The organism is Streptomyces sp. RK9 (assembly GCF_045070545.1).
In the GTDB taxonomy this organism is placed as follows: domain Bacteria; phylum Actinomycetota; class Actinomycetes; order Streptomycetales; family Streptomycetaceae; genus Streptomyces; species Streptomyces alboflavus.
In genome coordinates this window covers 89,640-113,415 of sequence record NZ_CP173704.1, presented here as the reverse complement: position 1 = coordinate 113,415, position 23,776 = coordinate 89,640, and the positions used below count along the sequence as shown (strand labels likewise).

Annotated in this window: 22 protein-coding genes; 7 read left to right on the top strand and 15 right to left on the bottom strand. The window is 72.8% G+C overall.

What is annotated here, in order from left to right; all coding sequences use genetic code 11:
- The first annotated feature begins 99 nt into the window (after nt 1-99).
- Complete coding sequence (locus tag AB6L24_RS20640) at nt 100-1,491, top strand: cystathionine beta-synthase (RefSeq protein ID WP_405657343.1); 1,392 nt, start codon at nt 100-102, stop codon at nt 1,489-1,491.
- A gap of 406 nt (nt 1,492-1,897) precedes the next feature.
- Here AB6L24_RS20640 and AB6L24_RS20635 read toward each other — a convergent pair whose 3' ends face one another.
- The 7 genes from AB6L24_RS20635 to AB6L24_RS20605 all read right to left on the bottom strand — a co-directional run bounded on the left by AB6L24_RS20635 (nt 1,898) and on the right by AB6L24_RS20605 (nt 8,166).
- Nucleotides 1,898-2,323, bottom strand: coding sequence for a hypothetical protein (locus AB6L24_RS20635; protein WP_405657342.1), 426 nt, complete (start codon nt 2,321-2,323; stop codon nt 1,898-1,900).
- A gap of 84 nt (nt 2,324-2,407) precedes the next feature.
- Nucleotides 2,408-3,202: a carbonic anhydrase gene (locus AB6L24_RS20630; RefSeq protein ID WP_405657341.1), complete on the bottom strand. Its 795-nt coding sequence runs from the start codon at nt 3,200-3,202 to the stop codon at nt 2,408-2,410.
- A 158-nt stretch (nt 3,203-3,360) separates the two neighbouring features.
- Nucleotides 3,361-4,785 (bottom strand): purine-cytosine permease family protein, encoded by a 1,425-nt coding sequence (locus tag AB6L24_RS20625; RefSeq protein WP_405657340.1) that lies wholly within the window; start codon nt 4,783-4,785, stop codon nt 3,361-3,363.
- Nucleotides 4,786-4,796: 11 nt separating this feature from the next.
- Nucleotides 4,797-5,735 carry an ABC transporter substrate-binding protein gene (locus tag AB6L24_RS20620; protein ID WP_405663183.1) on the bottom strand — a complete coding sequence of 313 codons (939 nt, stop codon included), beginning with the start codon at nt 5,733-5,735 and terminating at the stop codon, nt 4,797-4,799.
- Nucleotides 5,736-5,755: 20 nt separating this feature from the next.
- Nucleotides 5,756-6,427, bottom strand: a complete 672-nt coding sequence (locus AB6L24_RS20615) for an ABC transporter permease (RefSeq protein ID WP_405657339.1) — start codon at nt 6,425-6,427, stop codon at nt 5,756-5,758.
- Nucleotides 6,428-6,433: 6 nt separating this feature from the next.
- Entirely contained in the window at nt 6,434-7,081 is a 648-nt protein-coding gene (locus AB6L24_RS20610) for an ABC transporter permease (protein ID WP_380845287.1), read from the bottom strand.
- Entirely contained in the window at nt 7,078-8,166 is a 1,089-nt protein-coding gene (locus AB6L24_RS20605; protein ID WP_405657337.1) for an ABC transporter ATP-binding protein, read from the bottom strand. Before AB6L24_RS20605 ends, AB6L24_RS20610 begins: the two co-directional genes overlap by 4 nt.
- A 142-nt stretch (nt 8,167-8,308) precedes the next feature.
- On the opposite strand from AB6L24_RS20605, the gene AB6L24_RS20600 reads away from it, so the two are divergent.
- Together AB6L24_RS20600 and AB6L24_RS20595 are read left to right on the top strand one after the other, a co-directional pair.
- Nucleotides 8,309-9,955 carry an aromatic amino acid ammonia-lyase gene (locus AB6L24_RS20600; protein ID WP_405657335.1) on the top strand — a complete coding sequence of 549 codons (1,647 nt, stop codon included), beginning with the start codon at nt 8,309-8,311 and terminating at the stop codon, nt 9,953-9,955.
- Nucleotides 9,952-10,785 (top strand): MurR/RpiR family transcriptional regulator, encoded by an 834-nt coding sequence (locus AB6L24_RS20595; RefSeq protein ID WP_405657334.1) that lies wholly within the window; start codon nt 9,952-9,954, stop codon nt 10,783-10,785. Before AB6L24_RS20600 ends, AB6L24_RS20595 begins: the two co-directional genes overlap by 4 nt.
- Before the next feature lie 90 nt (nt 10,786-10,875).
- Here AB6L24_RS20595 and AB6L24_RS20590 read toward each other — a convergent pair whose 3' ends face one another.
- The 7 genes from AB6L24_RS20590 to AB6L24_RS20560 form a co-directional block, all read right to left on the bottom strand.
- The gene (locus AB6L24_RS20590) at nt 10,876-11,250 is read right to left on the bottom strand and encodes a hypothetical protein (protein WP_405657333.1); all 375 of its coding nucleotides are present in this window, start codon (nt 11,248-11,250) and stop codon (nt 10,876-10,878) included.
- 65 nt (nt 11,251-11,315) lie between these two features.
- Nucleotides 11,316-11,732 carry a roadblock/LC7 domain-containing protein gene (locus AB6L24_RS20585; protein ID WP_380845275.1) on the bottom strand — a complete coding sequence of 139 codons (417 nt, stop codon included), beginning with the start codon at nt 11,730-11,732 and terminating at the stop codon, nt 11,316-11,318.
- Nucleotides 11,733-11,814: 82 nt separating this feature from the next.
- A complete protein-coding gene (locus AB6L24_RS20580; RefSeq protein ID WP_405663181.1) occupies nt 11,815-12,603 on the bottom strand; it encodes a transcriptional regulator in 789 nt (262 codons plus the stop codon).
- 59 nt (nt 12,604-12,662) lie between these two features.
- Nucleotides 12,663-13,073 carry a hypothetical protein gene (locus AB6L24_RS20575; protein ID WP_405657331.1) on the bottom strand — a complete coding sequence of 137 codons (411 nt, stop codon included), beginning with the start codon at nt 13,071-13,073 and terminating at the stop codon, nt 12,663-12,665.
- A gap of 235 nt (nt 13,074-13,308) precedes the next feature.
- Nucleotides 13,309-14,676, bottom strand: coding sequence for an APC family permease (locus tag AB6L24_RS20570; protein ID WP_405657330.1), 1,368 nt, complete (start codon nt 14,674-14,676; stop codon nt 13,309-13,311).
- A 240-nt stretch (nt 14,677-14,916) separates the two neighbouring features.
- Entirely contained in the window at nt 14,917-15,933 is a 1,017-nt protein-coding gene (locus tag AB6L24_RS20565) for a GNAT family N-acetyltransferase (protein ID WP_405657328.1), read from the bottom strand.
- A gap of 157 nt (nt 15,934-16,090) precedes the next feature.
- Nucleotides 16,091-16,741, bottom strand: a complete 651-nt coding sequence (locus AB6L24_RS20560; RefSeq protein WP_405657326.1) for a hemerythrin domain-containing protein — start codon at nt 16,739-16,741, stop codon at nt 16,091-16,093.
- Nucleotides 16,742-16,870: 129 nt separating this feature from the next.
- Between AB6L24_RS20560 and AB6L24_RS20555 the strand changes: the two genes are divergently transcribed.
- Nucleotides 16,871-17,758, top strand: coding sequence for a LysR substrate-binding domain-containing protein (locus AB6L24_RS20555; RefSeq protein ID WP_380845260.1), 888 nt, complete (start codon nt 16,871-16,873; stop codon nt 17,756-17,758).
- 48 nt (nt 17,759-17,806) lie between these two features.
- Here AB6L24_RS20555 and AB6L24_RS20550 read toward each other — a convergent pair whose 3' ends face one another.
- Nucleotides 17,807-19,264, bottom strand: coding sequence for a diaminopimelate decarboxylase (locus AB6L24_RS20550; RefSeq protein ID WP_405657324.1), 1,458 nt, complete (start codon nt 19,262-19,264; stop codon nt 17,807-17,809).
- 131 nt (nt 19,265-19,395) lie between these two features.
- Here AB6L24_RS20550 and hutU point away from each other — a divergent pair, with 131 nt between their 5' ends.
- From hutU to AB6L24_RS20535, 3 genes are all read left to right on the top strand, one after another.
- Nucleotides 19,396-21,054 (top strand): urocanate hydratase, encoded by a 1,659-nt coding sequence (gene hutU, locus AB6L24_RS20545; protein WP_405657323.1) that lies wholly within the window; start codon nt 19,396-19,398, stop codon nt 21,052-21,054.
- Nucleotides 21,055-21,134: 80 nt separating this feature from the next.
- Nucleotides 21,135-22,337 carry an allantoate amidohydrolase gene (locus AB6L24_RS20540; RefSeq protein WP_405663180.1) on the top strand — a complete coding sequence of 401 codons (1,203 nt, stop codon included), beginning with the start codon at nt 21,135-21,137 and terminating at the stop codon, nt 22,335-22,337.
- Nucleotides 22,334-23,689, top strand: a complete 1,356-nt coding sequence (locus AB6L24_RS20535) for a formimidoylglutamate deiminase (RefSeq protein WP_405663178.1) — start codon at nt 22,334-22,336, stop codon at nt 23,687-23,689. Before AB6L24_RS20540 ends, AB6L24_RS20535 begins: the two co-directional genes overlap by 4 nt.
- The last annotated feature ends 87 nt before the right edge of the window (nt 23,690-23,776 follow it).

The window sequence follows — 23,776 nt, the reverse complement described above, 5'->3', positions numbered from 1 at the left end:
CCTGCGGCCCACGCGGCTCGTCCGTCACGGTGGGCATCCACGACATCGCAGCCCGGACACCCCGGGCAGCCCGGACACCCCGGAAAAACGGAGACCACGGTGCATTTCCACGACTCGATGATCAGCCTCGTCGGCAACACCCCGTTGGTGCGGCTCAACAACGTGACCGCGGGCCTCAAGGCAACGGTCCTCGCCAAGGTCGAGTACTTCAACCCCGGCGGCTCCGTGAAGGACCGCATCGCGCTGCGCATGATCGAGGCGGCGGAGGCCAGCGGCGAGCTGCGCCCCGGCGGCACGATCGTCGAGCCGACCAGCGGCAACACGGGCGTCGGCCTTGCCATCGTGGCCCAGCAGAAGGGCTACAAGTGCGTCTTCGTGTGCCCGGACAAGGTGTCGACCGACAAGATCAACGTGCTGCGCGCGTACGGCGCCGAGGTGGTCGTCTGCCCGACCGCCGTCGACCCCGAGCACCCGGACTCGTACTACAACGTCTCCGACCGCCTCGTACGCGAGATCCCGGACGCCTGGAAGCCGGACCAGTACTCCAACCCGAACAACCCCCTCTCGCACTATCACTCCACCGGCCCCGAGCTGTGGGAGCAGACGGAGGGGAAGATCACCCACTTCGTCACCGGCATCGGCACCGGCGGCACGATCTCCGGCACCGGCGGGTACCTGAAGGAGATCTCCGGCGGCAAGGTCAAGGTCGTCGGCGCCGACCCCGAGGGCTCGGTGTACTCCGGCGGGTCCGGGCGGCCCTACCTCGTCGAGGGCGTCGGTGAGGACTTCTGGCCGACGGCCTACGACCGGAACGTCACCGACGACATCGTCGCGGTGTCCGACAAGGACTCCTTCCAGATGACGCGGCGCCTCGCCAAGGAGGAGGGCCTGCTCGTCGGCGGCTCCTGCGGCATGGCGGTCGTCGCCGCGCTGCGCGTCGCCGAGGGCCTCGGTCCGGACGACGTCGTGGTCGTGCTGCTCCCCGACAGCGGGCGCGGCTACATGAGCAAGATCTTCAGCGACGAGTGGATGAACGACTACGGCTTCCTGGAGGAGGCCGGCGACCAGCCGCGCGTCGGCGACGTGCTGCGCCGCAAGGAGGGCGGCGAGCTGCCCTCCCTCGTCCACATGCACCCCGAGGAGACCGTCGGCGAGGCCATCGAGGTCCTGCGCGAGTACGGCGTCTCGCAGATGCCGATCGTCAAGCCCGGCGCGGGCCACCCGGACGTGATGGCCGCCGAGGTCATCGGGTCCGTCGTCGAGCGCGAGCTGCTCGACGCGCTGTTCGCCCAGCGGGCCTCGCTCGGCGACCCGCTGGAGAAGCACATGTCCGACCCGCTGCCGCAGGTCGGCTCCGGCGAGCCCGTCGCCGACCTGATGTCGGTCCTCGGCACCGCCGACGCCGCCATCGTCCTCGTCGAGGGCAAGCCGACCGGTGTGGTGAGCCGTCAGGACCTGCTCGCGTTCCTCGCGGAGCAGCAGGGCTCGTAGGCGGTTCCCCGGGGGCGGGCGCGGCGGTCGCACGGCTGCCGTGTCCGCAACCGGGCGGCGGGCGGGGGAACTTCGCGGAAGCGGTACGAAGGCGACACGTCCGCGCAGCACGCGCTTAACACGCGTACGGCACCTTGGTGGATGTCGGCGTCAGGACTTCCGGAGCGGCTCCCGGACCTCCAGCGGCGCCCGGACGCGGGGCCCGGTTCTGACCCGGCCCGCGTCCCTCGCGGGGACCGCCGTCGTCCCGTCCTCGGAGCCCGGCTCCGAGGGTGCGGCGGTCCCCGCGCCACACGCGTCCTCTATCCGACCTCAGCCCTCCCGAGCCCCGGGCGGGGGCGCCGCCGATCGCGCTTCGCGCTCGTCCTCAATCGCCGGACGGGCTCTTTTTGGCTCCTGCTCGGACTCAGTCCGACCACTCCGACTTGCGCGAGCGGCGGAACGCCGACAGCAGGCCCGTCCCCCGGGCCGCGTGCACCGCGTTGACGCCCACGATGCCGAACCAGGTCACGAACAGGCCGGGCAGGTCCGCGTTGACCACGCCGATCGCGGAGAGCGGGATGGCGAGGATCAGGGAGACCACGCCGAAGCCGAAGCGCTCGCCCCAGGAGTCGACCCCGCTCGCGGGGTTGCGCGCGCCCCGGGCCACGATCATCTGCTGCTCGGCCAGATGCCTGCGCATCTGGCGGTCGATCGTGCTGTCGAGGCGCTTCTCGACCTTTTCGAGGAACGAGTCGACGAGCGCGGACTCGTACTCTTCGCCGAGGTCCTTGCGCGCGTGCAAGGCGGCGTCGAGTTCCTTCTTGAGTTCGGCGTCACGTGGGGCTTCCATAGCCCATACGGTACGCAGGCTCCGCCGCCCTGACAGTGGGGGTAGCCCCCCTTTCGGCACTGGGCCAAGCCCTATGGCCCCTGGTCAGGGCAGTACGCGCACCAGGCCGGAGTCGAGGTCGTAGCGGGCGGCGACGACCGTGGCGGGCCGGAACGCGGGGTCCGCGCGCAGCGCGTCCCGCATGCGCCGGGCGTGCGCGGCCACGGTGTGGTCGACCCAGTCGCCGGGCTCGTCCCGGCAGGCCCACGCGGACGGGCCGATGCCCTCGACGAGCCGGGCGAGGTGCCCCGGCACCTGCTTGCCGGTGCGCAGCTGCTCTATCGTCGCCGCCACCGCCCCGCACCGCTCGTGCCCGAGGACGAGCAGCAGCGGTACGTGCAGCTCCACCACCCCGAACTGGAGGGAGCCGAGCACCGCCTCGTCCAGGACCTCGCCGGCCGTGCGGATGCAGAGGAGGTCGCCGAGCCCCTGGTCGAAGACCAGCTCCGGCGGCACCCGGGAGTCGACGCAGGACAGGACCGTCGCGAACGGGTGCTGCTCGTGGGCGACCTGCACGCGCCGCGCCCGGTCCTCGTGCGGGTGGAGCGAGCGGACCCTCGCCCAGCGCCGGTTCCCTTCGAGGAGGGTCGCGAGGGCCTTCTGGGCGGTGGCGGGGCGGGCGCGGTCCGCCGCCGTGCGGGCGGGGGCGGGCGCGGCGGAGGCCACGGCGGTGGCGGAGGTGAGCACGGTGGCGGCTGTGGCGGTCAGGAAGGCACGGCGGTTGGCCGGGGATCGGCGGGCGGTGGTGGGAGATATGGGCGGGGTGGTGGGAGGTATCGGCGGGGTGGTGGGAGATATCGGCGGGGTGGTGGGAGGTATCGGCGGGATGGTGGCGGGCATGACGCGTCCTTCGAGGTCCGGGGCGGGGCGTCCCCCGAGCTCTGAAGGAGCAGGGGGGACTCCCAGGGCGGGAGCAGGGGCGTGGGGCGGTTCAGGGTAATCAGCGCCCCTGGAGCGTCAAGTCGCCTTGGTCCAGGCTTGGTTGATTTCGCGTCAGTTCATGGCGTGCGCGATACCGGCTCTTGAACCGGCGCCGGAGTCCCGTACAGTGTCCGCTCCGGGATGTGTGCGGTGTTCCGGCGCGCCACGGCCCAGTACAGGAGCGCCGGGACCGCGAGCCCCACCATCCAGGAGATGTCCGCGCCGCCGAGCGGGTCCACCAGCGGGCCGGTGTAGAAGTGCGTGACGAGGAAGGGGAGTTGGGCGAGGAGGCCGACGCCGTAGACGGTGAGGGCGTCCCAGCGCCAGGCGCCGTAGCGGCCGTGGGGGTCCGACAGGGCCGGGATGTCGTAGCGCTCCTTGGAGATCAGGTAGTAGTCGACCAGGTTGATCGCCGACCACGGGGTGAAGAAGGTCAGCAGGAACAGCAGGAAGTCCTTGAAGGACGTCAGGAAGCTGTCCTTGCCGAGCAGTGCGACCGCCGTGCCCGCGACCATGATCAGCGCGATGTACGCCGAACGGCCGCGCGGGGAAAGCTCCTTCTGGCCGCGGAAGCCGCTGACGCTCGTCACCATCGACATGAACCCGCCGTAGGTGTTCAGGACGTTGATGGTCAGCTTGCCGAGCGCGATCACGAAGTACAGGAACGAGGCGACCAGACCGGTGCCGCCGAGCCCCACGACGTACTCGACCTGGTTGCCCATGAACGCCCCGCCCGCGCTCGCCGCCACCAGGACCCCGAACGTCATCGACCACTGCGCGCCGAGCGCCGAGCCGGACAGCGTCCACCAGAACGTGGCCCGCCCCGACGTCGTCCTCGGCAGATAGCGCGAGTAGTCCGCGACGTACGGCCCGAACGCCAGCTGCCAGGACGCGGACAGGGAGACCGCGAGCAGGAACATCGGCAGGTCGAAGTGGGCGTCGGAGAGCAGCGCGGAGAGGTCGACGCGGTCCAGGAGGCGGATGCCGAGGTAGATGAACGCGAGCGCGCAGATCACGCTGGCCACCCGGCCGAGCGCGTGGATCACGCGGTAGCCGACCGCCGCCATCACCGCCGTGACCGCCGCGAACAGCACGATGCCGGTGGTGTCGTTCGTGTGCGTCAGCTCCGCCGTGGCCTGCCCCGCGAGCACGCTGCCGCTGGCGAAGAAGCCCACGTACATGAGGATGACGAGCAGCAGCGGCACGACGGCGCCGCGCACCCCGAACTGCGCCCGGGACTGGATCATCTGCGGCAGCCCCAGCTTCGGGCCCTGCGCCGAGTGCAGCGCCATCACCGCGCCGCCCAGGACGTTGCCGAGCAGAAGGCCGACGACCGACCACACCACGTCCCCGCCGAACACGACGGCGAGCGCGCCCGTGACCACGGCCGTGATCTGGAGGTTCGCGCCGAGCCAGAGCGTGAACTGGCTGAACGCCGTGCCGTGCCGCTCCGCGTCGGGGACCACGTCGATGGAGCGCCGCTCCACCAGGGACTCTGCCATGCCGTAACCCCTTACTTCTTCTCTGTGATGCCGTGCTTCGACGCCCAGTCGTTCGCCACGTCCTCGGGGTCCTCCCGCTCCTTGTCGACGAGGCGGTTCAGCTCGGTGAGGTGCGCGGTCGTCAGGACCGCGCCGAGGCGGGCGAGGGCCTTGCGGACCGTCGAGTCGGCCTTGCGGTCGGCGATGAGGGGCACCACGTGCTGGCCGGGGATGAGGTTCTTGGGGTCGGTGAGGACCACCCAGTCGTGGGCGGCGATGTCGGTGTCGGTGGTGAAGAGGTTCGCCACGTCCACGTCGCCCTTCTTCAGGGCGCCCTTGACCAGCGGCCCGGAGGAGTCCAGGGACTTGAACTCCTTGAACTCCACGCCGTACACGTCCTTCAGACCCACCGCGCCGACCGTGCGCTTCTTGACCTCGGGCGCGGCGCCGATGACGAGCTTGCCGTTGTGGCGGGCGAGGTCGGCGAGGGACGTCAGGTCGTACTTGTCGGCGGTCTCCCGGGTCACGGCGAAGGCGTCGGAGTCCTCGGCCTCGCCGTAGGGCAGGATCTGCAGGCCGCGAGGCAGGGCGATGGCGAGGGCGTTCTGCATCTCGCCCTCCTCGGTGGCCGTGGCCTTCTTGTCGAGGTAGTGCAGGAGCGCGCCCTGGTACTCGGGCAGCAGGTCGACGTCGCCGCCGCGCAGGGCGGGGATGAGGATCTCGCGGGTGCCGAGGTTCGGGCGGACGGTCGTCTTCACGCCCGCCGCCCCGAGGGCTGCCGCGTACAGGTAGCCGAGCACCTGGTTCTCGGTGAAGTTGGCGGTGCCGATGGTGACACCGCCCTTGCTGGAGCCGCCGCCCGAGCCGCCACCGCCGTCGCCGTTCAGCGAGGTGATGCCGCCGCTGCACGCGGAGAGGGCCGGGACGGAGGCGGCGGCGAACAGGCCGCCGAGGAGGGTCCTGCGGTTGATGGGGGACATCTGCCGTACTCCTAGGCGTGCTTGGCGGGGCGGTGGCGGAAGAGGGCCCGTTGGAGGCCGGAGAGGGCCAGGTCCAGGACGACGGCGACGAGGGCCACGAGGACGGCGCCGCCGAGCACCTGCACGAGGTCGCGCTGGGCCAGGCCGTCGAAGACGTAGCGGCCGAGACCGCCGAAGGAGACGTACGCGGCGATCGTCGCCGTCGCCACCACCTGGATCAGCGCGAGCCGCAGGCCCGTCATGATCAGCGGCAGGGCGAGCGGCAACTCGACCTGGAGCAGCACCTGGTGGCCGCGCATGCCCTGGCCGCGCGCCGCGTCCCGCACCTCCGGGTCGACGGCGGACATCCCGGCGTAGGTGTTGGTGACGATGGACGGCACGGCGAGGGCGACCAGGGCCACGTACACCGGCCACATGGAGAGCCCGCTGGCCAGGAAGACGAGGACGACCAGGCCGACGGTGGGCAGGGCGCGGCCGAACGACGCCAGGTTGATGGCGACGAACGCGCCGCGTCCGGTGTGGCCGATGAGCAGGCCGACCGGCAGCGCGATCACGGCGGCCACGAGGGTGGCGAGGAGCGAGTACTGGAGGTGTTCGGTCAGGCGGTGCCCGATGCCGTCGGGGCCCGCCCACTGGTCGCCGTCGACGAGCCAGGCGCCGAGGTCCTTGAAGAGTTCGTACACGGCGGATCAGGCCTCCCGCCTGCGTCGGTTCCAGGGCGTGAGGACGTACTGGACGGCGACGAGCAGCGCGTCCGCGACCAGCGCGAGCAGCAGGGTGAGGACCACGCCCGCGATCACGGGGGTCGGGAAGTCGCGCTGGAAGCCGTCCGTGAAGAGCTGGCCGAGGCCGCCGTCGCCGATGTACGTGGCCACCGACACCAGCGAGATCGACATGACGGTCGCGATCCGCACCCCCGCCATGATCACCGGCAGGGCGAGCGGGAGTTCGACGGTCAGGAGGGTGCGCAGGGGCTTGGTGCCCATGGCCTTGGCGGCCTCCTTCGTCTTCTGCGGGACGGAGTCGAGGCCTTCGACGGTGTTCCGCAGCAGGACGACCAGCGTGTAGATCGTCAAGCCGGTGACGGTGGTGGTGCGGGTCAGGCCCGAGACCGGGAGGAGGAGGACGAAGACGGCGATGGACGGGATCGTGAAGAGGATGTTGGACAGGCCGAGGAGGAGTCCGCGCAGGGGGCGGACGCGGTGTGCGAGGACCGCCAGGGGCAGCGAGATCAGCAGGCCGAAGAAGACGGCGGAGAGCGCGGCCTGGAGGTGGTTGACGGTGAGCGTGGTGAGGTCGTCTGTGTGGTCGGCCAGCCACGACCAGTCGACGGTCACGCGGCGGCGTCCTTGGCGGGGGCGGCTCCGGTGCCGGTGGGCGCGCTCGGCGTGAGCGAGGCCTGGGCGTGGGCGGCGCCCGCGTGGGTGTGGATGTCGTCGCGGGAGGTGACGCCGGTGAGGACGCCGTGCGTGTCGACACGTGCCACCAGTCCGCGCGGGGCGGCTATGGACTCGTTCAGGGCGGAGAGCAGGGAGTCGCCGTCGCGCAGCGGGCGGACCGGGGTGCGGGTGTCCGACTCGGTGTCGTGCCAGGCCAGGGGCCTCCCGGCGGAGTCGAGGGCGAGGGTCCAGCGGCCGCCTTCGGGGGCCGGGGCCTGCGGCACGGCGGCGAGCGTGGACAGCGAGAGCAGCTTCAGACCGCGTTCGGCGCCGAGGAAGTCGGCCACGAAGTCGTCGGCGGGGCGGGCGAGGAGTTCGGCGGGCGGCGCGCACTGCACGAGGCGGCCGCCGGTGCGGAACACGGCGATGCGGTCGCCGAGCCGCACGGCCTCGTCGATGTCGTGCGTGACGAAGACGATCGTCTTGCCCAACTCCTCCTGGAGGCGCAGGAGTTCGTCCTGGAGCTGGGTGCGCACGACCGGGTCGACGGCGCCGAACGGCTCGTCCATGAGCAGCACCGGCGGGTCGGCGGCGAGCGCCCGCGCCACGCCCACGCGCTGCTGCTGGCCGCCGGAGAGCTGGTGCGGGTAGCGCTTGCCGGCGTCGGGGGCGAGGCCGACGGTGTCGAGGAGTTCGGCGGCGCGGGCGCGGGCCTTGCGGCGGCCCCAGCCCAGCAGCAGCGGCACGGTCGCCACGTTGTCGAGGACGGTGCGGTGCGGGAACAGGCCCGACTGCTGGATGACGTAGCCGATGGAGCGGCGCAGTTCGGCGGCGTCCTGGTCGAGCACGTCGCGGCCGCCGACGCGGATGGTCCCCGACGTCGGGTCCACCATTCGGTTGATCATGCGGAGCGTCGTCGTCTTGCCGCAGCCGGAGGATCCGACCAGTACGGTGACGCCGCCTTCCGGCAGGTCGAGGGAGAGATCGTCGACCGCCGTGGTGCCGTTCGGGAAGCGTTTGTGGACCGTGTCGAACTGGATCATGAGTGAGTCCCTTGCCCGGCTGTATATCGTCATGCAGAGTTCTCGTTACCTGAATAGGTTGTCAATGCTCCGGCGTAAATCACTGGTAACGAGTGCTCGACGGGCGAGATAGGCGGTCCGGTTTGAGGAGGAAATGCGCGTGATGCCGTCTCATATCGCGGACGTGGTGGCCGGTGGAGGTTCCGGTTCCGGCGTGACGTCCCCGACCGGCGAGGCCGCCGAGGTCGCCGAGGTCCCCGTGGTGGTCATCGACGGCCTCGGCCTGCCCGTCGCCGACGTCGTCCGCCTCGCCGACTCCGCCGCGCGGCCCGTGCCCGGCACCGACGCCCTCAAGCGCGTCGAGGAGTCCTGGCACGCGGCCCGCCAGATCGCCTCCTGGGGCCGCGTGTACGGCCGCTCCACCGGCGTCGGCGCCAACCGCACCGAGGACGTCCCCACCGAGGCCGCCGCCGACCACGGCCTGCGCCTGCTGCGCTCCCACGCGGGCGCCATCGGCGCCGAGCTGCCCGCCCGCGAGGTCCGCGCCATGCTCGCCGTGCGCGCCAACCAGCTCCTCGCGGGCGGCGCCGGACTGCGCCCGAGCGTCGTGACCGCGCTCTGCGAGGCCCTGGAGACCGGGGCGTACCCGGTGGTGAACGAGTTCGGCTCCGTCGGCACCGGCGACATCGCCGCCCTCTCCCAGATGGGCCTCGCCCTCGCCGGCGAACACCCCTGGCAGGGCGCCGCCCCCCGCCCCCAGCCCCTGGACAACAACGACGCGCTCGCCCTGATCAGCAGCAACGCCCTCACCCTCGGCCAGTCCGCCCTCGCCCTGCACGAACTGCGCGGACTCCTCGGCGCGACCCAGGTGGTGGCGGCCCTCTCCCTGCTCGCGGTCGACGGCTCCTACGAGGCGTACGCGCTGCCCGTCCACGAGGCGCGGCGGCACCCCGGCTCCTACGCCGTCGCCGGGAGCATGCGCCGCCTCCTCGGCGCCGCCGACCGCCCGACACCGCCGCTCGGCCGGATCCAGGACCCGTACGGATTCCGCTGCGTCCCGCAGATCCACGGGCCCGCGCACGACGCCGCCGACGCCCTGGAGAACGTTCTGACGGTCGAGATCAACGCGGCCGCCGAGAACCCCCTGATCTCGCCCGCCGACATGGCCGCCTACCACCACGGCGGCTTCTACATGGCCCAACTCGCCCTGTCCCTGGACCACTTCAGGCTCGCCGTCACCCAGGCCGCCCGACTGTCCAGCTCCCGCCTCTCCACCCTCAACGAACCGGCGTTCACCCGCCTGCGCCCCTTCCTCGCCGACGCGGAGCCCGCCTCGTCCGGGGTGATGATCCTGGAGTACGCGGCGGGCGCCGCCCTCGGCGACCTGCGGGCGTTCTCGGCCCCCGCCTCGCTCGGCCACGCCGTCCTCTCCCGGGGCGTCGAGGAGCAGGCCAGCTTCGCCTCCCTCGCGGCGCGCCAGACGCTGCGGGCGTGCGGCGCCTACCGGCTCGTGGTGGGCTGCGAACTGGTCGCCGCCGTACGGGCGTTGCGCCAGCGCGAGCTGCGCCTCGAACCCGGGCTCCCGGTGGCCCGGGCGTACGAACTCGCCGCCGAGGTCCTTGAGCAGGACACCGCGGACCGCCCGCTGACGGATGATGTGACGGCGGCGGCCGCCCTCCTCGACCGGTTCACGGAGCTGTGGGAGCACCTGGGCACGGGGGGCATCGGGAACTCCGGGGGCATCGGGGGCATCGGGGACGCGGCCGGTGACGAGGGGATCACGTTGACAGAGCGACGAGGTACGGCATGAGTGACAGTCCCGCGGCGCGGCTTCAGGTGCTCTTCGAGGGGCACCGGCTGACGCCCACCCAACGGCGCATCGCCCACTGCATGGTGCGGCGCGCCGCCGACGCGCCCTTCCTCTCCAGCGTCGAGCTCGCCGAACTCGCCGGCGTCAGCCAGCCGTCCGTGACCCGCTTCGCCGTCGCCCTCGGCTTCGACGGCTACCCCGCGCTCCGCCGCCACCTGCGGGAGGTCGCCCCCGCCGAGGCCGGAGCGGAGGCCGACCTCAACGAGTACCAGCAGGCCGTGCAGGCCGAGATCGAGAACCTGCGGCACCTCTCCGAACTCCTCGCCGACCCGGCGCCGGTGGAGCGGGCCGGGCGCGTCCTCGCCTCGTCCCGGCCGCTGCCCGTCCTCGGCCTGCGGGCCGCCGCGTCCCAGGCCTACGGCTTCTCCTACTTCGCGGCGAAGGTCCACCCCGACGTGCGCCTCCTCGACGAGGGCGGCTCCATGCTGACCGACCGCGTCGACGCGGCCGTGCGCGCCGGGGCCTCCGCGCTGCTCTGCTTCGCGCTGCCCCGCCACCCCCGCGAGGTCGTCGACGCCCTCGCCTACGCCCGCTCCACCGGCCTGACCGTGGTCACCGTCGCCGACTCCGCGTTCGCGCCCGTCGCCGCCCACAGCGATCTGCTGCTGCCCGCCGCCGTCGGGACGGGGCTCGCCTTCGACACGGCCTGCGCGCCGATGCTGCTGGGGCGGGTGCTCCTTGAGGCCATGTGCGACGGGCTTCCCGACGCGCAGGCCCGCCTTGAGGAGTTCGACGTGGGGGCGGCCGAGCGGGGGCTGTTCGTGGAGTAGCGGGGTGTCCGTGGAGCAGCGGGTCGTTCCTGGAGCAGCCGGGCGGGCGGTACCGGGGTTGGTGGGCCGGGGCCGCCCGCCCGGGTCCTGTCAGACGTCCAGGCTCGCCTCGATGCGCTTGAGCTGGTGGCGGGCCATGGCCAGGTTGGCCCTGCTCTTGTCGAGCGCCAGGTACAGGAAGAGGCCGTTGTTGTTGCGCCCCTTGATGAGCCGGATGAGGTGGTACTGGGAGCCGAGCGAGATCAGGATGTCCTCGATCTCGTCCTTGAGGCCCAGCATCTCCATCGTGCGCAGCTTGGCGCGGACGACGTCCGTGTTGCCCGCCGCGGCCACGGACAGGTCCATGTCCTTGCCGCCGCCGAGCGTGCCGAGCGCCATGCCGCTCGTGTAGTCGACCAGGGCGGTGCCGATGACGCCTTCGATCGACGTGCTCGCTTCCTTGAGCGCGGTCTCCGTGTTGGCCATGAGGGCTGCACTTCCTTTCCGTCTGGTGGATGCCCGTGACGAGGGCGATGAGGGTGTGGTGGGGGTCATGGCGCGGCGTCCTCCGTATCTCCGGTGCCGCCGGTGCGTCCGGTGGCGGCGTCGACCAGCTCGCCGATGAGCACGCTGGAGCGGCGGCCTTCCAGATGCAGTCGGCCCACGTTCACGCGGGGTTCGGCGAGCAGGGTGAGCACCGCCGTGGAACCCGCGGTGTACGTGGCCACATAGCCCTGTTCACCGCGGATCAGCAGTTCCCGGAAGCCGCCCTGGTGGGTGGCCTCGGACAGCCGCAGGGCCACCCCGAGCGCCGCCGCGGTGAGCGCGCACACGCCCTCCGCCTCGATGTCGGTGGTGTCCTGGGCCAGCACGAGCCCGTCGACGCTGGCGGTCAGGGCGCCCCTGAGCTGGGGTATCCGGGTCCGCAGTCGTCTCAGTTCGCCGAGTACGTCGGCTTCGGCCGCCATCAGCTTTCTCCTCCCGGCGCGCTTCCAGGGCACGGTGAACTTCATGGGACCGAGGGCTCGGTCCGGCGGGCGGTGCGGAGCGTCACAGGGTGGCCTCCAGCGCGTCGCGGATCCGGCGGAGCAGCGCGATGTCCGGCTCGACGCAGTCGGGCGCGGCGGGTCCGGGGAGGGGCGGCGACGCGGGTTCGGGGAGGGCCGATGCGGGCTCGGAAAGAGGCGAGTCCGGGTCCTGGGCCCGTGTCCGCGGGCTCTCCACGAGTCCGGCGGCGGCCATGCGTCTGATCTCGACCAGGGTGTGGAAGGTGGGGCGGCCCAGGGCCCAGGCGATCGCCTTCGGCGTGCGGACCCCGTCGGCGAGCCGCAGCAGGGCGCGCTGGCGGCCGGTGACCGTCTGGCCGGGCGCCGGCCGGCGGGGCACGACCGGGGCGGTGTCCACGTCCGCGCAGGGCCAGACGCTGTCCAGGAGCGCGTGCCGCCGCCGGGTCTCGCGCGCCACGACGGCGGCCGGCACGGGGCGCACCCGGCCGAACCAGTGCGTGACCCCGTAGCGGAAGCGGGTGGGCCCGCTCGCCGGGCCCAGGGCGAAGAACGCGGCGTCGAACAGCGCGCCGAGGTGGCACAGCTCCAGCTCGCCCGCGGTCACCCGGCCGCTGCCGACCAGGTCCTGGCCCACCTCGTGCCGGGCCCCCGCCCGGGTGAGGGCTTCCTGCCAGTTCTGCGCGGGCAGCGCGCCGCCGACGGTGAGCAGCACGTCGAGGCCGGGCGCCGACGGGCTCTCGGCGTGTACGACGTGCCCCTCGGCGAGGTAGAGGATGCCCTGGTCGCGCAGGAACACCCCGGTGGCGCGCTCGGCGGCCAGGCGCATCAGCATCGGGAAGGCGGCGGGCGCGGCGGCCGGTGCCCGCGTCGGCGCGCTCTCCCACACGGCCGTCACCTCAGCACCAGCCGCTCGGACAGGTCCCGCAGCCGGATCCGGGCGAGCGCGAGGTTGCCGGTGTCCCGGTCGAGCCAGAGGTAGAGGAAGACGCTGCTGTCGAAGCTCGTCTCCACGAAGCGGATCACATGGAACCCGTTCCTCGTGCTGAGCAGGAGGTCCTCGACCGGGAGCCGCTCGTCGGGCGGGGCCTCGCCCGGGAAGCCGTCGTGCGACTCGACGAACGCCCGGTACTCGGCCGCCGAGCGCGCCACCTCGGCGGTCTCCGCGGCCGTCGCCTCGTGGTCCTTGTTCGGCGAATCGCCGACCGAACCGAGGGCGAGCCCGCTGGTCCAGTCGACGATCGCCGCTCCGCGCGCACCGGGCAGTGTCATCGCCTCGAGCAGACACTCGTCGATACCGGGCACGTGGCTTCCCCTTCCCCAGGGTGGAACAGGGGTGGCCCCCACCACCCCGCCGGCCGGCCCGAGCCGCCCGGAGAGAGGAAAGTACGCAGAGAAGCCGAAGTTCCGTGAGGAATGGGTATTTCCCTGGGGAACATGCCCGAGCCCGACGCGATCGGTTCGGCGGCCGTTTCGGGAACGGCCCGTCACTGACCAGATGTATCGGGCAAATGATCGAGGCGTCCCTCGGGCCGGTGGGTCAGTCCTCGGCGCGCGCCCGCAGTACCACCTTGTTCACCACCCACAACCCGATGCCGATCGCGAGCAGCACCCCGGCGCGGATGTAGACGTCCGCCGGGCGGTCCGCCAGCGGGCTCGCGAGGATCAGGGCCGTGATCGCGCCGAGGACCGGCAGCGCCGTGGGGGTGCGGAAGTGCGGGTGGTCCACCGGGTCGCGGCGCAGGACGAGGACGGCGACGTTGACGACGGCGAACACGCACAGGAGCAGGAACGCGGTCGTGTCGCCGAGGCCCTCGATCTCGCCCGTCGTCACCAGGCCGACGGCCAGGAGCGAGACGAAGACGATGCCCACGATCGGGGTGCGGCGGCGGGGCAGGACGCGGCTCATGGCGCGCGGCAGGATGCGTTCGTTGGCCATGCCGTAGCAGAGCCGGGAGGCCATCATGATGTTGATGAGGGCCGAGTTGGTGACCGCGAACAGGGCGATGAGGGCGAAGAGTTTGTGCGGGAAGTCCACGCCCCCGGCCTTCACCACTTCGAGCAGCGGCCCGCTGGAGCCCGACAGGGTCTTGTGGTCGACGAGGAGCGACGAGACCAGGGCGACCAGGACGTAGATCGTGCCGGTGACGGCGACCCCGATGAAGATCGCCTTGGGGAACGTGCGCGTCGGGTCCTTCGTCTCCTCGGCCATGTTCACCGAGTCCTCGAAGCCCACGAAGGCGAAGAAGCCGAGCGCGGTCGCCCCGAGCACGCCGGTCAGCAGGGCGTACCCGGTGCCGTCCGTCTCGAACTCGGTGAGCCGCGCGGGCTCCCCGTCCCCGCTGAGCACCGCCCACGCGCCGATCGAGAGGATGATGAGCAGCCCGGTCAGCTCGACCACCGTCAGCACGACGTTGGTCTTCACGGACTCCGAGACGCCGCGCAGGTTCAGCGCCGCGAGGACCAGGATGAACGTGACGGCCACGAGCGTCGGCGGCAGCGCGTCCCCGGTCAGCTCGCTCAGATAGTCACCGCTGAAGGCCCGCGCCGCCGCGCTCGCCGACGCCAGGCCCGACGCCATCACCATGAACGCGATGATGAAGGTGAGGAAGGGGACCTTGAACGCCTTCTGGGTGTAGAGCGCGGCCCCGGCCGCCTTCGGGTACTTGCCCACCAGTTCCACGTACGAGGCCGCCGTCAGGATCGCCACGACGAACCCGATCGCGAACGGCAGCCACAGCGCGCCGCCGACCTTTCCCGCGACCTTGCCGGTGGTGGCGTAGATGCCGGTGCCGAGGATGTCGCCGATCACGAAGAGGATGAGCAGCTTGGGGCCGAGCACCCGTTTCAGGCCCGGATCCTCGGCGGCCGGTGGGTTGGTGGTGCCGCTGGTTCCTGACGTCGTCACAGGAGCCTCCCCCGAGTGTGACGGAGTGCCGTTTCCGGCTGGGAGGGATCTTCTTCCCGGTGCGGGGGCCGATGAAGCGGGAGTTCGAGAACAACCCGCGATCGGCCCCACGGGCGGCCCCGCCCGGATCAGGGCTCCTTGAGGGTGACGAGGACGGCCAGGGCCAGGGGGATCAGAGGGAGCAGGCAGAGCAGGGAGAGCACGGGCATCACGGGGCTCACGGGATCGCCGGGACCGGGGTCAGGACGTGGGCACGTCGAGCTGGAACTCGCGCGTGCGCCGGTAGGTGCGAAAGCCCAGGGCGTGGTTGACCGCGAGCATGTGGACGTTGTCGTCGGCGTTGTCCGTCTCGATCTCGGCGACGCCGAAGTGCTCGGCGCGCAGCCTGCGCACCATGGCGGCCTTGACCCACAACCCCAGTCCGTGGCCGCGGTGTTCGGGCACGACCGCCGTGTCGTACTGCTGGACCCGGGGCGGCGCGCCCTGGGGGATCAGGATCTCGGTGTAGCCCGCCATGGTGCCGTCGTCGTGGACGGCGGCGACCGTCAGGAGCGTGTCACCGCGGTCGGCCACCACCTTGGCCATGGCGCGGACGCGGTCGGTGTCCCACGCCACGCTGCCGTAGTCCAGGTCGCCCATGGGCATGTCGTTCATCGCGTTCTTGGCCGCGGCGAAGGCGGCGGCGAGGCCTTCGGGGACGGCGCCGGTCCAGCCGGTGAGGCGGTAGCCGGGGTGCTCGGCGTCGGCGGCCTTCGCGAGGTCGGCGGCGGCCACGTCGTCGAGGCGCAGCAGCAGGTGGTCCAGGGTCAACGCCCCGCGGAAGCCCCGCTGTTCGGCGAAGGCCCGGCCGGGCCCGTCGGCGGCGGCCTCGGCGATCAGGCTGCGGCGGCCCTCGGCGCGGCAGGCCGCCACGGCCGCCGCGAGGAGGCGGGAGCCGGTGCCGAGGCGCCGGTGCGCGGGGTCCACGTGGAGTTCGAGCTCGGCCAGGTGGCTGCGCCCTGCGGAGCCGAAGAGGCGCAGGCCCGCGACGCCGACGGGCACGCCGTCCGGCCCGGCGGCCAGCCAGGTCAGCCGGTGGCTGTCCAGGGCGGGCTTGGTGAGGCGGGCGCGGATCTGCTCGGGTCCTGGTGGCAGCACGCCTGGTAGGTCATGGGTCATGGAGGCGGCGACGACCCGGTGCCAGGCGGCGGCGTCGGCGTCCGTGACGTGCGGGAGCGGGCGGGGCAGGGCGGGCTCGGGCAGGGCGGGTTCGGACAAGGCGGTGACTCCTGTGGTCGGCGGGGTGGTTGCGGGGTGGTTCAGGTGGTCGAAGTGGTCGAAGTCGTCGAGGGGGTGTGATGGCCGGGGTGGTCGGGTCGGTCCGGTCCTTCGGCCCTGACGGGGCGATCGGGTCCGTCGAGGCGTGCGCGTCGCGTCAGCTCGCGGTGCCCGCGCTCCAGCGGTCCAGGAGGGCGTACGCGGGGGCCCACCGGTCGACGTACGCGGCGCACGTGGCCGCGGGCAGCGGGGCGAGGAGCCGCCGCACCGTCGGCTCGTCGGCGCCGTCGAGCAGCCACGGCAGCAGCAAGGGCGCGTCCGGGCCGATCCGCCGGGCCTGGACCCGGCCGAAGCGCTTCCCCTGCTCGGCCGTCAACTCCCGCCGGACCAGCGGCAGGACGGTGTCCTCCTCGTGGTCGAGGTGACCGGCGACGCCGCTGGTCAGCGCGTCGGTCAGCAGGCCGAGGCGCAGCGCGTCGGCCCCCGGGTCGGCCAGCGTCGCGTCGATGGCCTCGACCACCGGGCCGATGGCGGCGTGCTCGGCCTCCGTCACCGCGAGCACCGCGAGGTCCTTCGGGCGTCCGGCGAGGCGGTGGCGCAGCGGCGGCCACAGCGCCTCGTCCTCCGCCGACTGGTGGGCGCGCAGCGCCTTCTTCAGGAGCTGCCATCCGGCGGCGGTGGCGAGGACGTGCCGGGGGTCGTGGCCGGCGGTGGCGGTGACCCGGTCCAGCCGGGCCAGCTCCCGGCGCAGGGCGTCGTGCATCGCGTACAACGCGGTCAGATCGATGGCGTCGTCGGCACCGCTCATGGGTGGTTCACGGGGCTTTGTACGCGTACTCGCATGCCCTCAACCCTCGTGCGGCCCCCACATATGATCAAGGCGAGTTTTCGCGACGTCCGATAACCACTGGGTTATCGCCGGACGGCTGGGGGGCCGGTGGAACTGCGGGACATCGAGATATTCCTGGTCCTCGCCGAGGAGCTGCACTTCGGCAGGACCGCGCAGCGGCTGCACGTGTCCCAGGCGCGGGTCAGCCAGGCCATCAAGAAGCAGGAGCGGCGCATCGGCGCCGAGCTGTTCACCCGCACCAGCCGCACGGTGTGCCTGACGGAGGTCGGCCGCCAGTTCCGCGACGACCTGCAGCCGGTCTACGCGGGCCTGCACCAGTCCCTGGAGCGCGCCCGGCTGGCCGCACGCGGCGTCACCGCGCAGCTCCGCGTCGGCATGCTGCCCTTCAACCTCGTCGACCTGCACCCCTACTGGAAGGAGTTCCGCGCGCGGCACCCGCAGTGGGGGCTCCAGATCCGCCAGACCACCTTCACCGACGTGTTCGGCCAGCTCCGCAGCGGCGCCATGGACGTCATGGTGGCCTGGCTGCCGGTGGAGGAGCCGGACTTCACCGTCGGGCCGACCCTGTGCACCGACTCCCGGATCCTCGCCGTGGCCGCCGACCACCCGCTCGCGGGGCGGGACTCCGTGCCCCTGGAGCTGTTCGCCGACTTCCCGCACAGCACCGCCCTCGCCCTGCCGGACTACTGGGAGGACAGCTATCTGCCCTTCCACACCCCGCGGGGCCGGGCGATCGAGCGCGTGGCGGTCGCGGACAACGCCGACGAGCTGATCGGCATGGTCGGCATGGGCGAGATCATCCACAGCTTCCCCGGCCATGTCACCCGCTACTGGGGCCTGTCGCACATCCGCTGGCTGCCCGTGCCGGACCTGACGACCATGACCTTCGCCCTGGTCTGGCGCACCGAGGCCGAGAACGACCTCGTCCGCGCGCTCGCCGCCACGGTGCGCGACCTGGGCGTCCACCGCTTCTGAGGCCCCGGCCCCTTCTGAGGCCCCGGGCCCCTTCCGGGGCCCCGTGCCTCAGAGCTCGCGCAACGCGTCCCGCGCCCCGCCGCCCGACTCGGCGACGATCTCCTCCACGCGCTGCTGCGCGCGCACCACCGAGAACCGCACGCCCCCGCCCTCCTCCCGCGGACCCGCCGCGAAGCCGTGGATCGCGGGCCTGGCGAGGCTGTTGTACGAGTAGTGGTGGGCGAAGTAGTACGCGCCGGTGTCGAGCACCGCCACGTGGTCGCCCTGTTCGAGCGGCGGCAGCTCCCGGTCCCTGGCGAGCAGGTCGCCCGCGAAGCAGGCCGGGCCCGCGACGTCCTGACCGGTGCCGGGGCCGGACTTGGGTCGTCCCTTCGCGTCGTACGCGGCGATCCTGAGCGGCCACGACTCGGGCGCGTACACCGTGCGCGTCGCCACCTGCACGCCCGCGTGCGTCAGCGCGATGGGGCGCCCGCCCGCCGACTTCACGTACTCCACCCGCGCGAGCAGCGTCCCGTGCTTGGCGAGCAGCGAGCGGCCGAACTCGGTGACCAGGCCGTAGCGCCCGTCGAGCAGCCCGGGCACCTCGCGCTTGAGGAGCCGCGCGTACTGGGCGAACGTCGGTGTCTGCTCGTCCGACGCGAAGTTGACGGGCAGGCCGCCGCCGATGTCGAGGGTGTCGATCCGGCGGCTGCCCGCGCGCGCGTTGATCTCCTCGGCGAGCGCGTACGCGGCCGCGACACCGGCGGTCATCAGCTCCAGGGGCATGCCCTGCGACCCGGAGTGCGTGTGCAGGCGGGTCAGCCAGGGCCGGTCCAGATACGCGCGCACGACCCACTCCCTGGCGCCCTCGTCCCGCAGCGGCACCCCGAACTTGGAGGTGGCCGTGGCCGTCGAGAGCGCCTCGATCGCGCCGCCGCCGACCTGCGGGTTCACCCGGATCCCGACGGGCGACCGGGTGGGCGCGGACTGGACGAGGGCGTCGATGCGGGCCAGTTCCTGCGCGTTGTCGGCGTTGACGGCGATGCCGAGGGCGAGGGCCTCGCGCAGCTCCGCGGGGGTCTTGGCGGGGGAGTCGAGGACGGTGTGCGCGGGCGGTATCCCGGCGGCGCGGGCGAGGGCCAGCTCGCCGGGGCTCGCGACCTCGGCGCCGATCCCGGCGTCGTGCAGGAGGCGCAGGACCGGGACGAGGGGGGTCGCCTTCACGGCGAAGGCGTGCAGGACCCGGGTGCCGGGCGCGGCGACCTCGGCGAACGCGGCGCGCAGGGCGGCGGCGCCCGCGCGGATCCCGGCGACGTCGAGGAGCCCGGCGAGCGGGGCGTCCGGGCCGACGATGCCCTGCTCGACGGCGGCGCGGATCGCCTGGTCGCGGCGGTCGCGGGCGGGGGTGCCCTGGGGCGGGGCCTGCCCGAGGACGCGCGTGAACTGATCCGTCGCGTCGTCGTCCGCCCGCCGGTCGGCCGCGCGGCCCTTGCCGTCCTTGTCGTCGATCTTGTCGTCGAGGCCCATGTGATCCAGACAATCACCCGTGCGCCGCCCTCGCTGCCCCGCTGCGCTATTGACTAGGTCTATTCACGACCCCAGGATGTGAATATCAACGTCACAGCATCGAGCCGTCACAGCACCGAGGAGGCACTGCCATGTCAGGACCCCGCCCCGTACGGGCCCCGCGCGGTACGGAACTGAGCGCCCTGGGATGGCAGCAGGAGGCCGCCCTCCGGATGCTCCAGAACAACCTCGACCCCGAGGTCGCCGAGCACCCCGACAAGCTCGTCGTCTACGGCGGCACCGGCAAGGCGGCCCGCGACTGGCGCTCCTTCGACGCCATGGTGCGCACCCTGAAGACCCTCAAGCAGGACGAGACGATGCTCGTCCAGTCCGGCCGCCCGGTCGGCGTGATGCAGACCCACGAGTGGGCGCCGCGCGTGCTCATCGCCAACTCCAACCTGGTCGGCGACTGGGCGAACTGGGAGGAGTTCCGCCGCCTCGAGGCGCTCGGCCTCACCATGTACGGCCAGATGACGGCCGGTTCCTGGATCTACATCGGTACGCAGGGCATCCTCCAGGGCACGTACGAGACGTTCGCCGCCGTCGCCGCGAAGAAGTTCAACGGCACGCTCGCCGGGACGATCACCCTCACCGCCGGGCTCGGCGGCATGGGCGGCGCCCAGCCGCTCGCCGTCACGATGAACGACGGCGTCGCGATCTGTATCGACGTCGACCCGCGCGCCATCGAGCGCCGCATCGAGCACAAGTACCTGGACGTGAAGGCCGACTCCCTGGAGCACGCCCTCCAGCTCGCCGTCGAGGCCCGCGACGCCCGCCGCCCGCTCTCCATCGGTCTCCTCGGCAACGCCGCGGACCTGCTCCCGCGCATGCTCGCCGAGGGCGCCCCCGTCGACATCGTGACGGACCAGACCTCCGCCCACGACCCGCTGGCATACCTGCCCTCGGGCGTCGACTTCGACGACATGGCGACGGCGGCCGAGAAGGACCCGGCGGGCTTCACGCAGCGCGCCCGCGAGTCCATGGCCAAGCACGTCGAGGCCATGGTCGGCTTCATGGACGCGGGCGCCGAGGTCTTCGACTACGGCAACTCCATCCGCGGCGAGGCCCAACTCGCGGGCTACGACCGGGCGTTCGCGTTCCCCGGCTTCGTGCCCGCCTACATCCGCCCCCTCTTCTGCGAGGGCAAGGGCCCCTTCCGCTGGGCGGCCCTCTCCGGCGAGGCGAGCGACATCCACAAGACGGACAAGGCGATCCTCGACCTCTTCCCGGAGAACGAGTCCCTGCACCGCTGGATCAAGATGGCCGGCGAGCGCGTCCACTTCCAGGGCCTGCCCGCCCGCATCTGCTGGCTCGGCTACGGCGAGCGGGACAAGGCCGGCGAGCGCTTCAACGACATGGTGGCGTCCGGCGAACTCCAGGCCCCCCTGGCCATCGGCCGCGACCACCTGGACTGCGGCTCGGTGGCGTCCCCCTACCGCGAGACCGAGGCCATGCTCGACGGCTCCGACGCGATCGCCGACTGGCCGCTCCTCAACGCCATGGTGAACGTGGCGTCGGGCGCCTCCTGGGTCTCCCTCCACCACGGCGGCGGCGTCGGCATGGGCCGCTCCATCCATGCGGGCCAGGTGTCGGTGGCCGACGGCACGAAGCTCGCCGGCGAGAAGGTGCGGCGCGTCCTGACGAACGACCCCGGGATGGGGGTCGTCCGGCACGTCGACGCGGGCTACGACATCGCCGACTCGGTGGCGGACGAGCGGGGCGTACGCGTTCCCATGCGGGAGGGCGAGTGAAGCGCCCCGAAGGGGCGCGGGGAACCGCGCGCCCGGCCACGACGGCGCCGCAGTCGCAGACGGCGCCCGACTTCACGGCGATGTGGCGCGACCTCAGCCCCATCGGGCGTGACCCGGGCACACGCGGCTACAGGCGCTCCGCCTGGACCGGCGCCGACGCGGACTGCCGCACCTGGTTCCAGGAGCAGGCCGAGACCCGAGGCCTGACGTACGAGACGGACCGCAACGGCAACCAGTGGGCCTGGCTCGGCGACCCGGCCCAGGGAGACGCCGTGGTCACCGGCTCCCACCTGGACTCCGTCCCCGACGGCGGCGCCTTCGACGGCCCCCTCGGCGTCGTGTCGTCCTTCGCCGCGCTCGACGAACTCCGCGCCAGGGGAGCGACGTTCACCAAGCCCCTCGCGATCACCAACTTCGGCGACGAGGAGGGCGCCCGCTTCGGCCTGGCCTGCGTCGGCTCCCGCCTCACCGCGGGCAAGCTGACCCGCGAGGCGGCGTACGAACTGCGCGACGCGGACGGCGTCAGCCTCCCGGAGGCGATGGAGGCGGCGGGCTACGACCCGTCGACGATCGGCGCGGACCCCGAACGCCTCGCCGGGATCGGCGCGTTCGTGGAGCTGCACGTGGAACAGGGCCGAGCCCTGGACCTGTCCGGCGACGCCGTCGGCATCGCCAGCGCCATCTGGCCGCACGGCCGCTGGCGCTTCGACTTCCGCGGCGAGGCCAACCACGCGGGCACCACGCGCCTGGTGGACCGCAGGGACCCGATGCTGTCGTACGCGGAGACGGTGCTCGCTGCCCGCCGCGAGGCCGAGCTCGCGGGCGCCGTCGCCACCTTCGGCAAGATCGCGGTCGAGCCGAACGGCGTCAACGCCATCCCGTCCCTGGTCCGCGGCTGGCTGGACTCGCGCGCCGCCGACCAGGACACCCTGGACACCGTCGTCACGGCGATCGAGAAGGCGGCCCGCGAGTACGCGGACCGGCACGGCATCGACCTGGACGTCGTACGGGAGTCCTTCACGCCGGTCGTGGAGTTCGAGCACGCCCTGCGCGACGAGCTGGGCGCGGTCCTGCGGGAGCGCACCGGCCGGGAGATCCCCGTCCTCGGCACGGGCGCGGGACACGACGCGGGCATCCTGTCGGAGTCGATCCCGACCGCCATGCTGTTCGTGCGCAACCCCACGGGTGTCTCGCACTCGCCCGCCGAGTACGCGGCCGAGGACGACTGCCTGGCCGGGGTGCGCGCACTGGCCGACGTACTGGAGGGTCTCGCGTGCCGCTGACGCACACCTACTGGGCCGAGCACGCCTGGCTGGACCCGGGCGTCGAGCCCGGCGTGGCGCTCGACGTCGACGCGGACGGCAGGATCGCCGCCGTCCGCACGGGCGTCGCGGCCCCGCCGCCCGGCGCGACCGTCCTGCGCGGCCTGACCCTGCCCGGCCTCGCCAACGCCCACTCGCACGCCTTCCACCGCGCGCTGCGCTCCACCGTCCAGGTGGGCAGCGGTACGTTCTGGACGTGGCGCGAGGTCATGTACTCCGTGGCCGACCGGCTCACCCCGGAGACGTACCACGCCCTCGCGCGGGCCGTGTACGCGGAGATGGCGCTCGCCGGGGTCACGGCCGTCGGCGAGTTCCACTACCTCCACCACGCGCCCGGCGGCACGCGGTACGCCGACCCGAACGCGATGGGCGAGGCGCTGATCGCCGCGGCGGCCGACGCGGGCATCCGCATCACGCTCCTCGACACGGCGTACGTCGCCGCGGGCCTGCGCAGCGCCGCGGAGGGCGAGCCTCCGAACCACCACCAGCTCCGCTTCTCCGACGGCACGGCCGAGGCCTGGGCCGAGCGGGTGTCCCTCCTGAAGGAGGGCGACCGGGAGCACGTGCGCCTCGGCGCCGCCATCCACTCCGTACGGGCCGTGCCCGCGCGGCAGTTGGGGACCGTCGCCGAGTGGGCCGCCTCGCGCGGGGCGCCCCTGCACGTCCACCTCTCCGAGCAGACCGCCGAGAACGACGCCTGCCTCGCCGTCCACGGCCGTACGCCGACGCGGCTCCTCGCCGACCACGGGGTGCTGGGTCCCCGCACCACGGGTGTCCACAACACCCACCTCACCGACGCCGACATCGCCCTCATCGGCGGGTCCGGCACCGGCACCTGCATGTGCCCGACCACCGAACGGGACCTCGCCGACGGCATCGGGCCCGCGCCCGCCCTCCAGCGCGCCGGCAGCACCCTCTCCCTCGGCAGCGACAGCCACGCCGTCATCGACCTCTTCGAAGAGGCGCGGGCCATGGAGCTGAACGAACGCCTCCGTTCGCGCACCCGCGGGCACTGGACCGCCGCCGCCCTCCTGCGGGCCGCCTCCGCCGACGGGCACGCCGCCCTCGGCTGGGCCGACGCCGGTTCCCTCGAAGCCGGCGCCCTCGCCGACTTCACCACCGTCGCCCTCGACTCCGTGCGGACCGCCGGGGCCGTGCCGCGGCTCGCGGCGGAGGTCGCCGTCTTCGCCGCCTCCGCGGTGGACGTCCGGCACACCGTCGTCGGCGGCCGCCACGTCGTCCGCGACGGCGCGCACACGTTGATTCCCGACGCGGCATCGGCACTGGCAGAGGCGGTGGCAGCGCTGCACTGACCTGCGCGGGGCGCCCCAGTCCCACCCCTTCCCGAACCCGGGGGCTGCCGCCCCCGGACCCCCGCTGATCGGCGCTCCGCGCCTCGT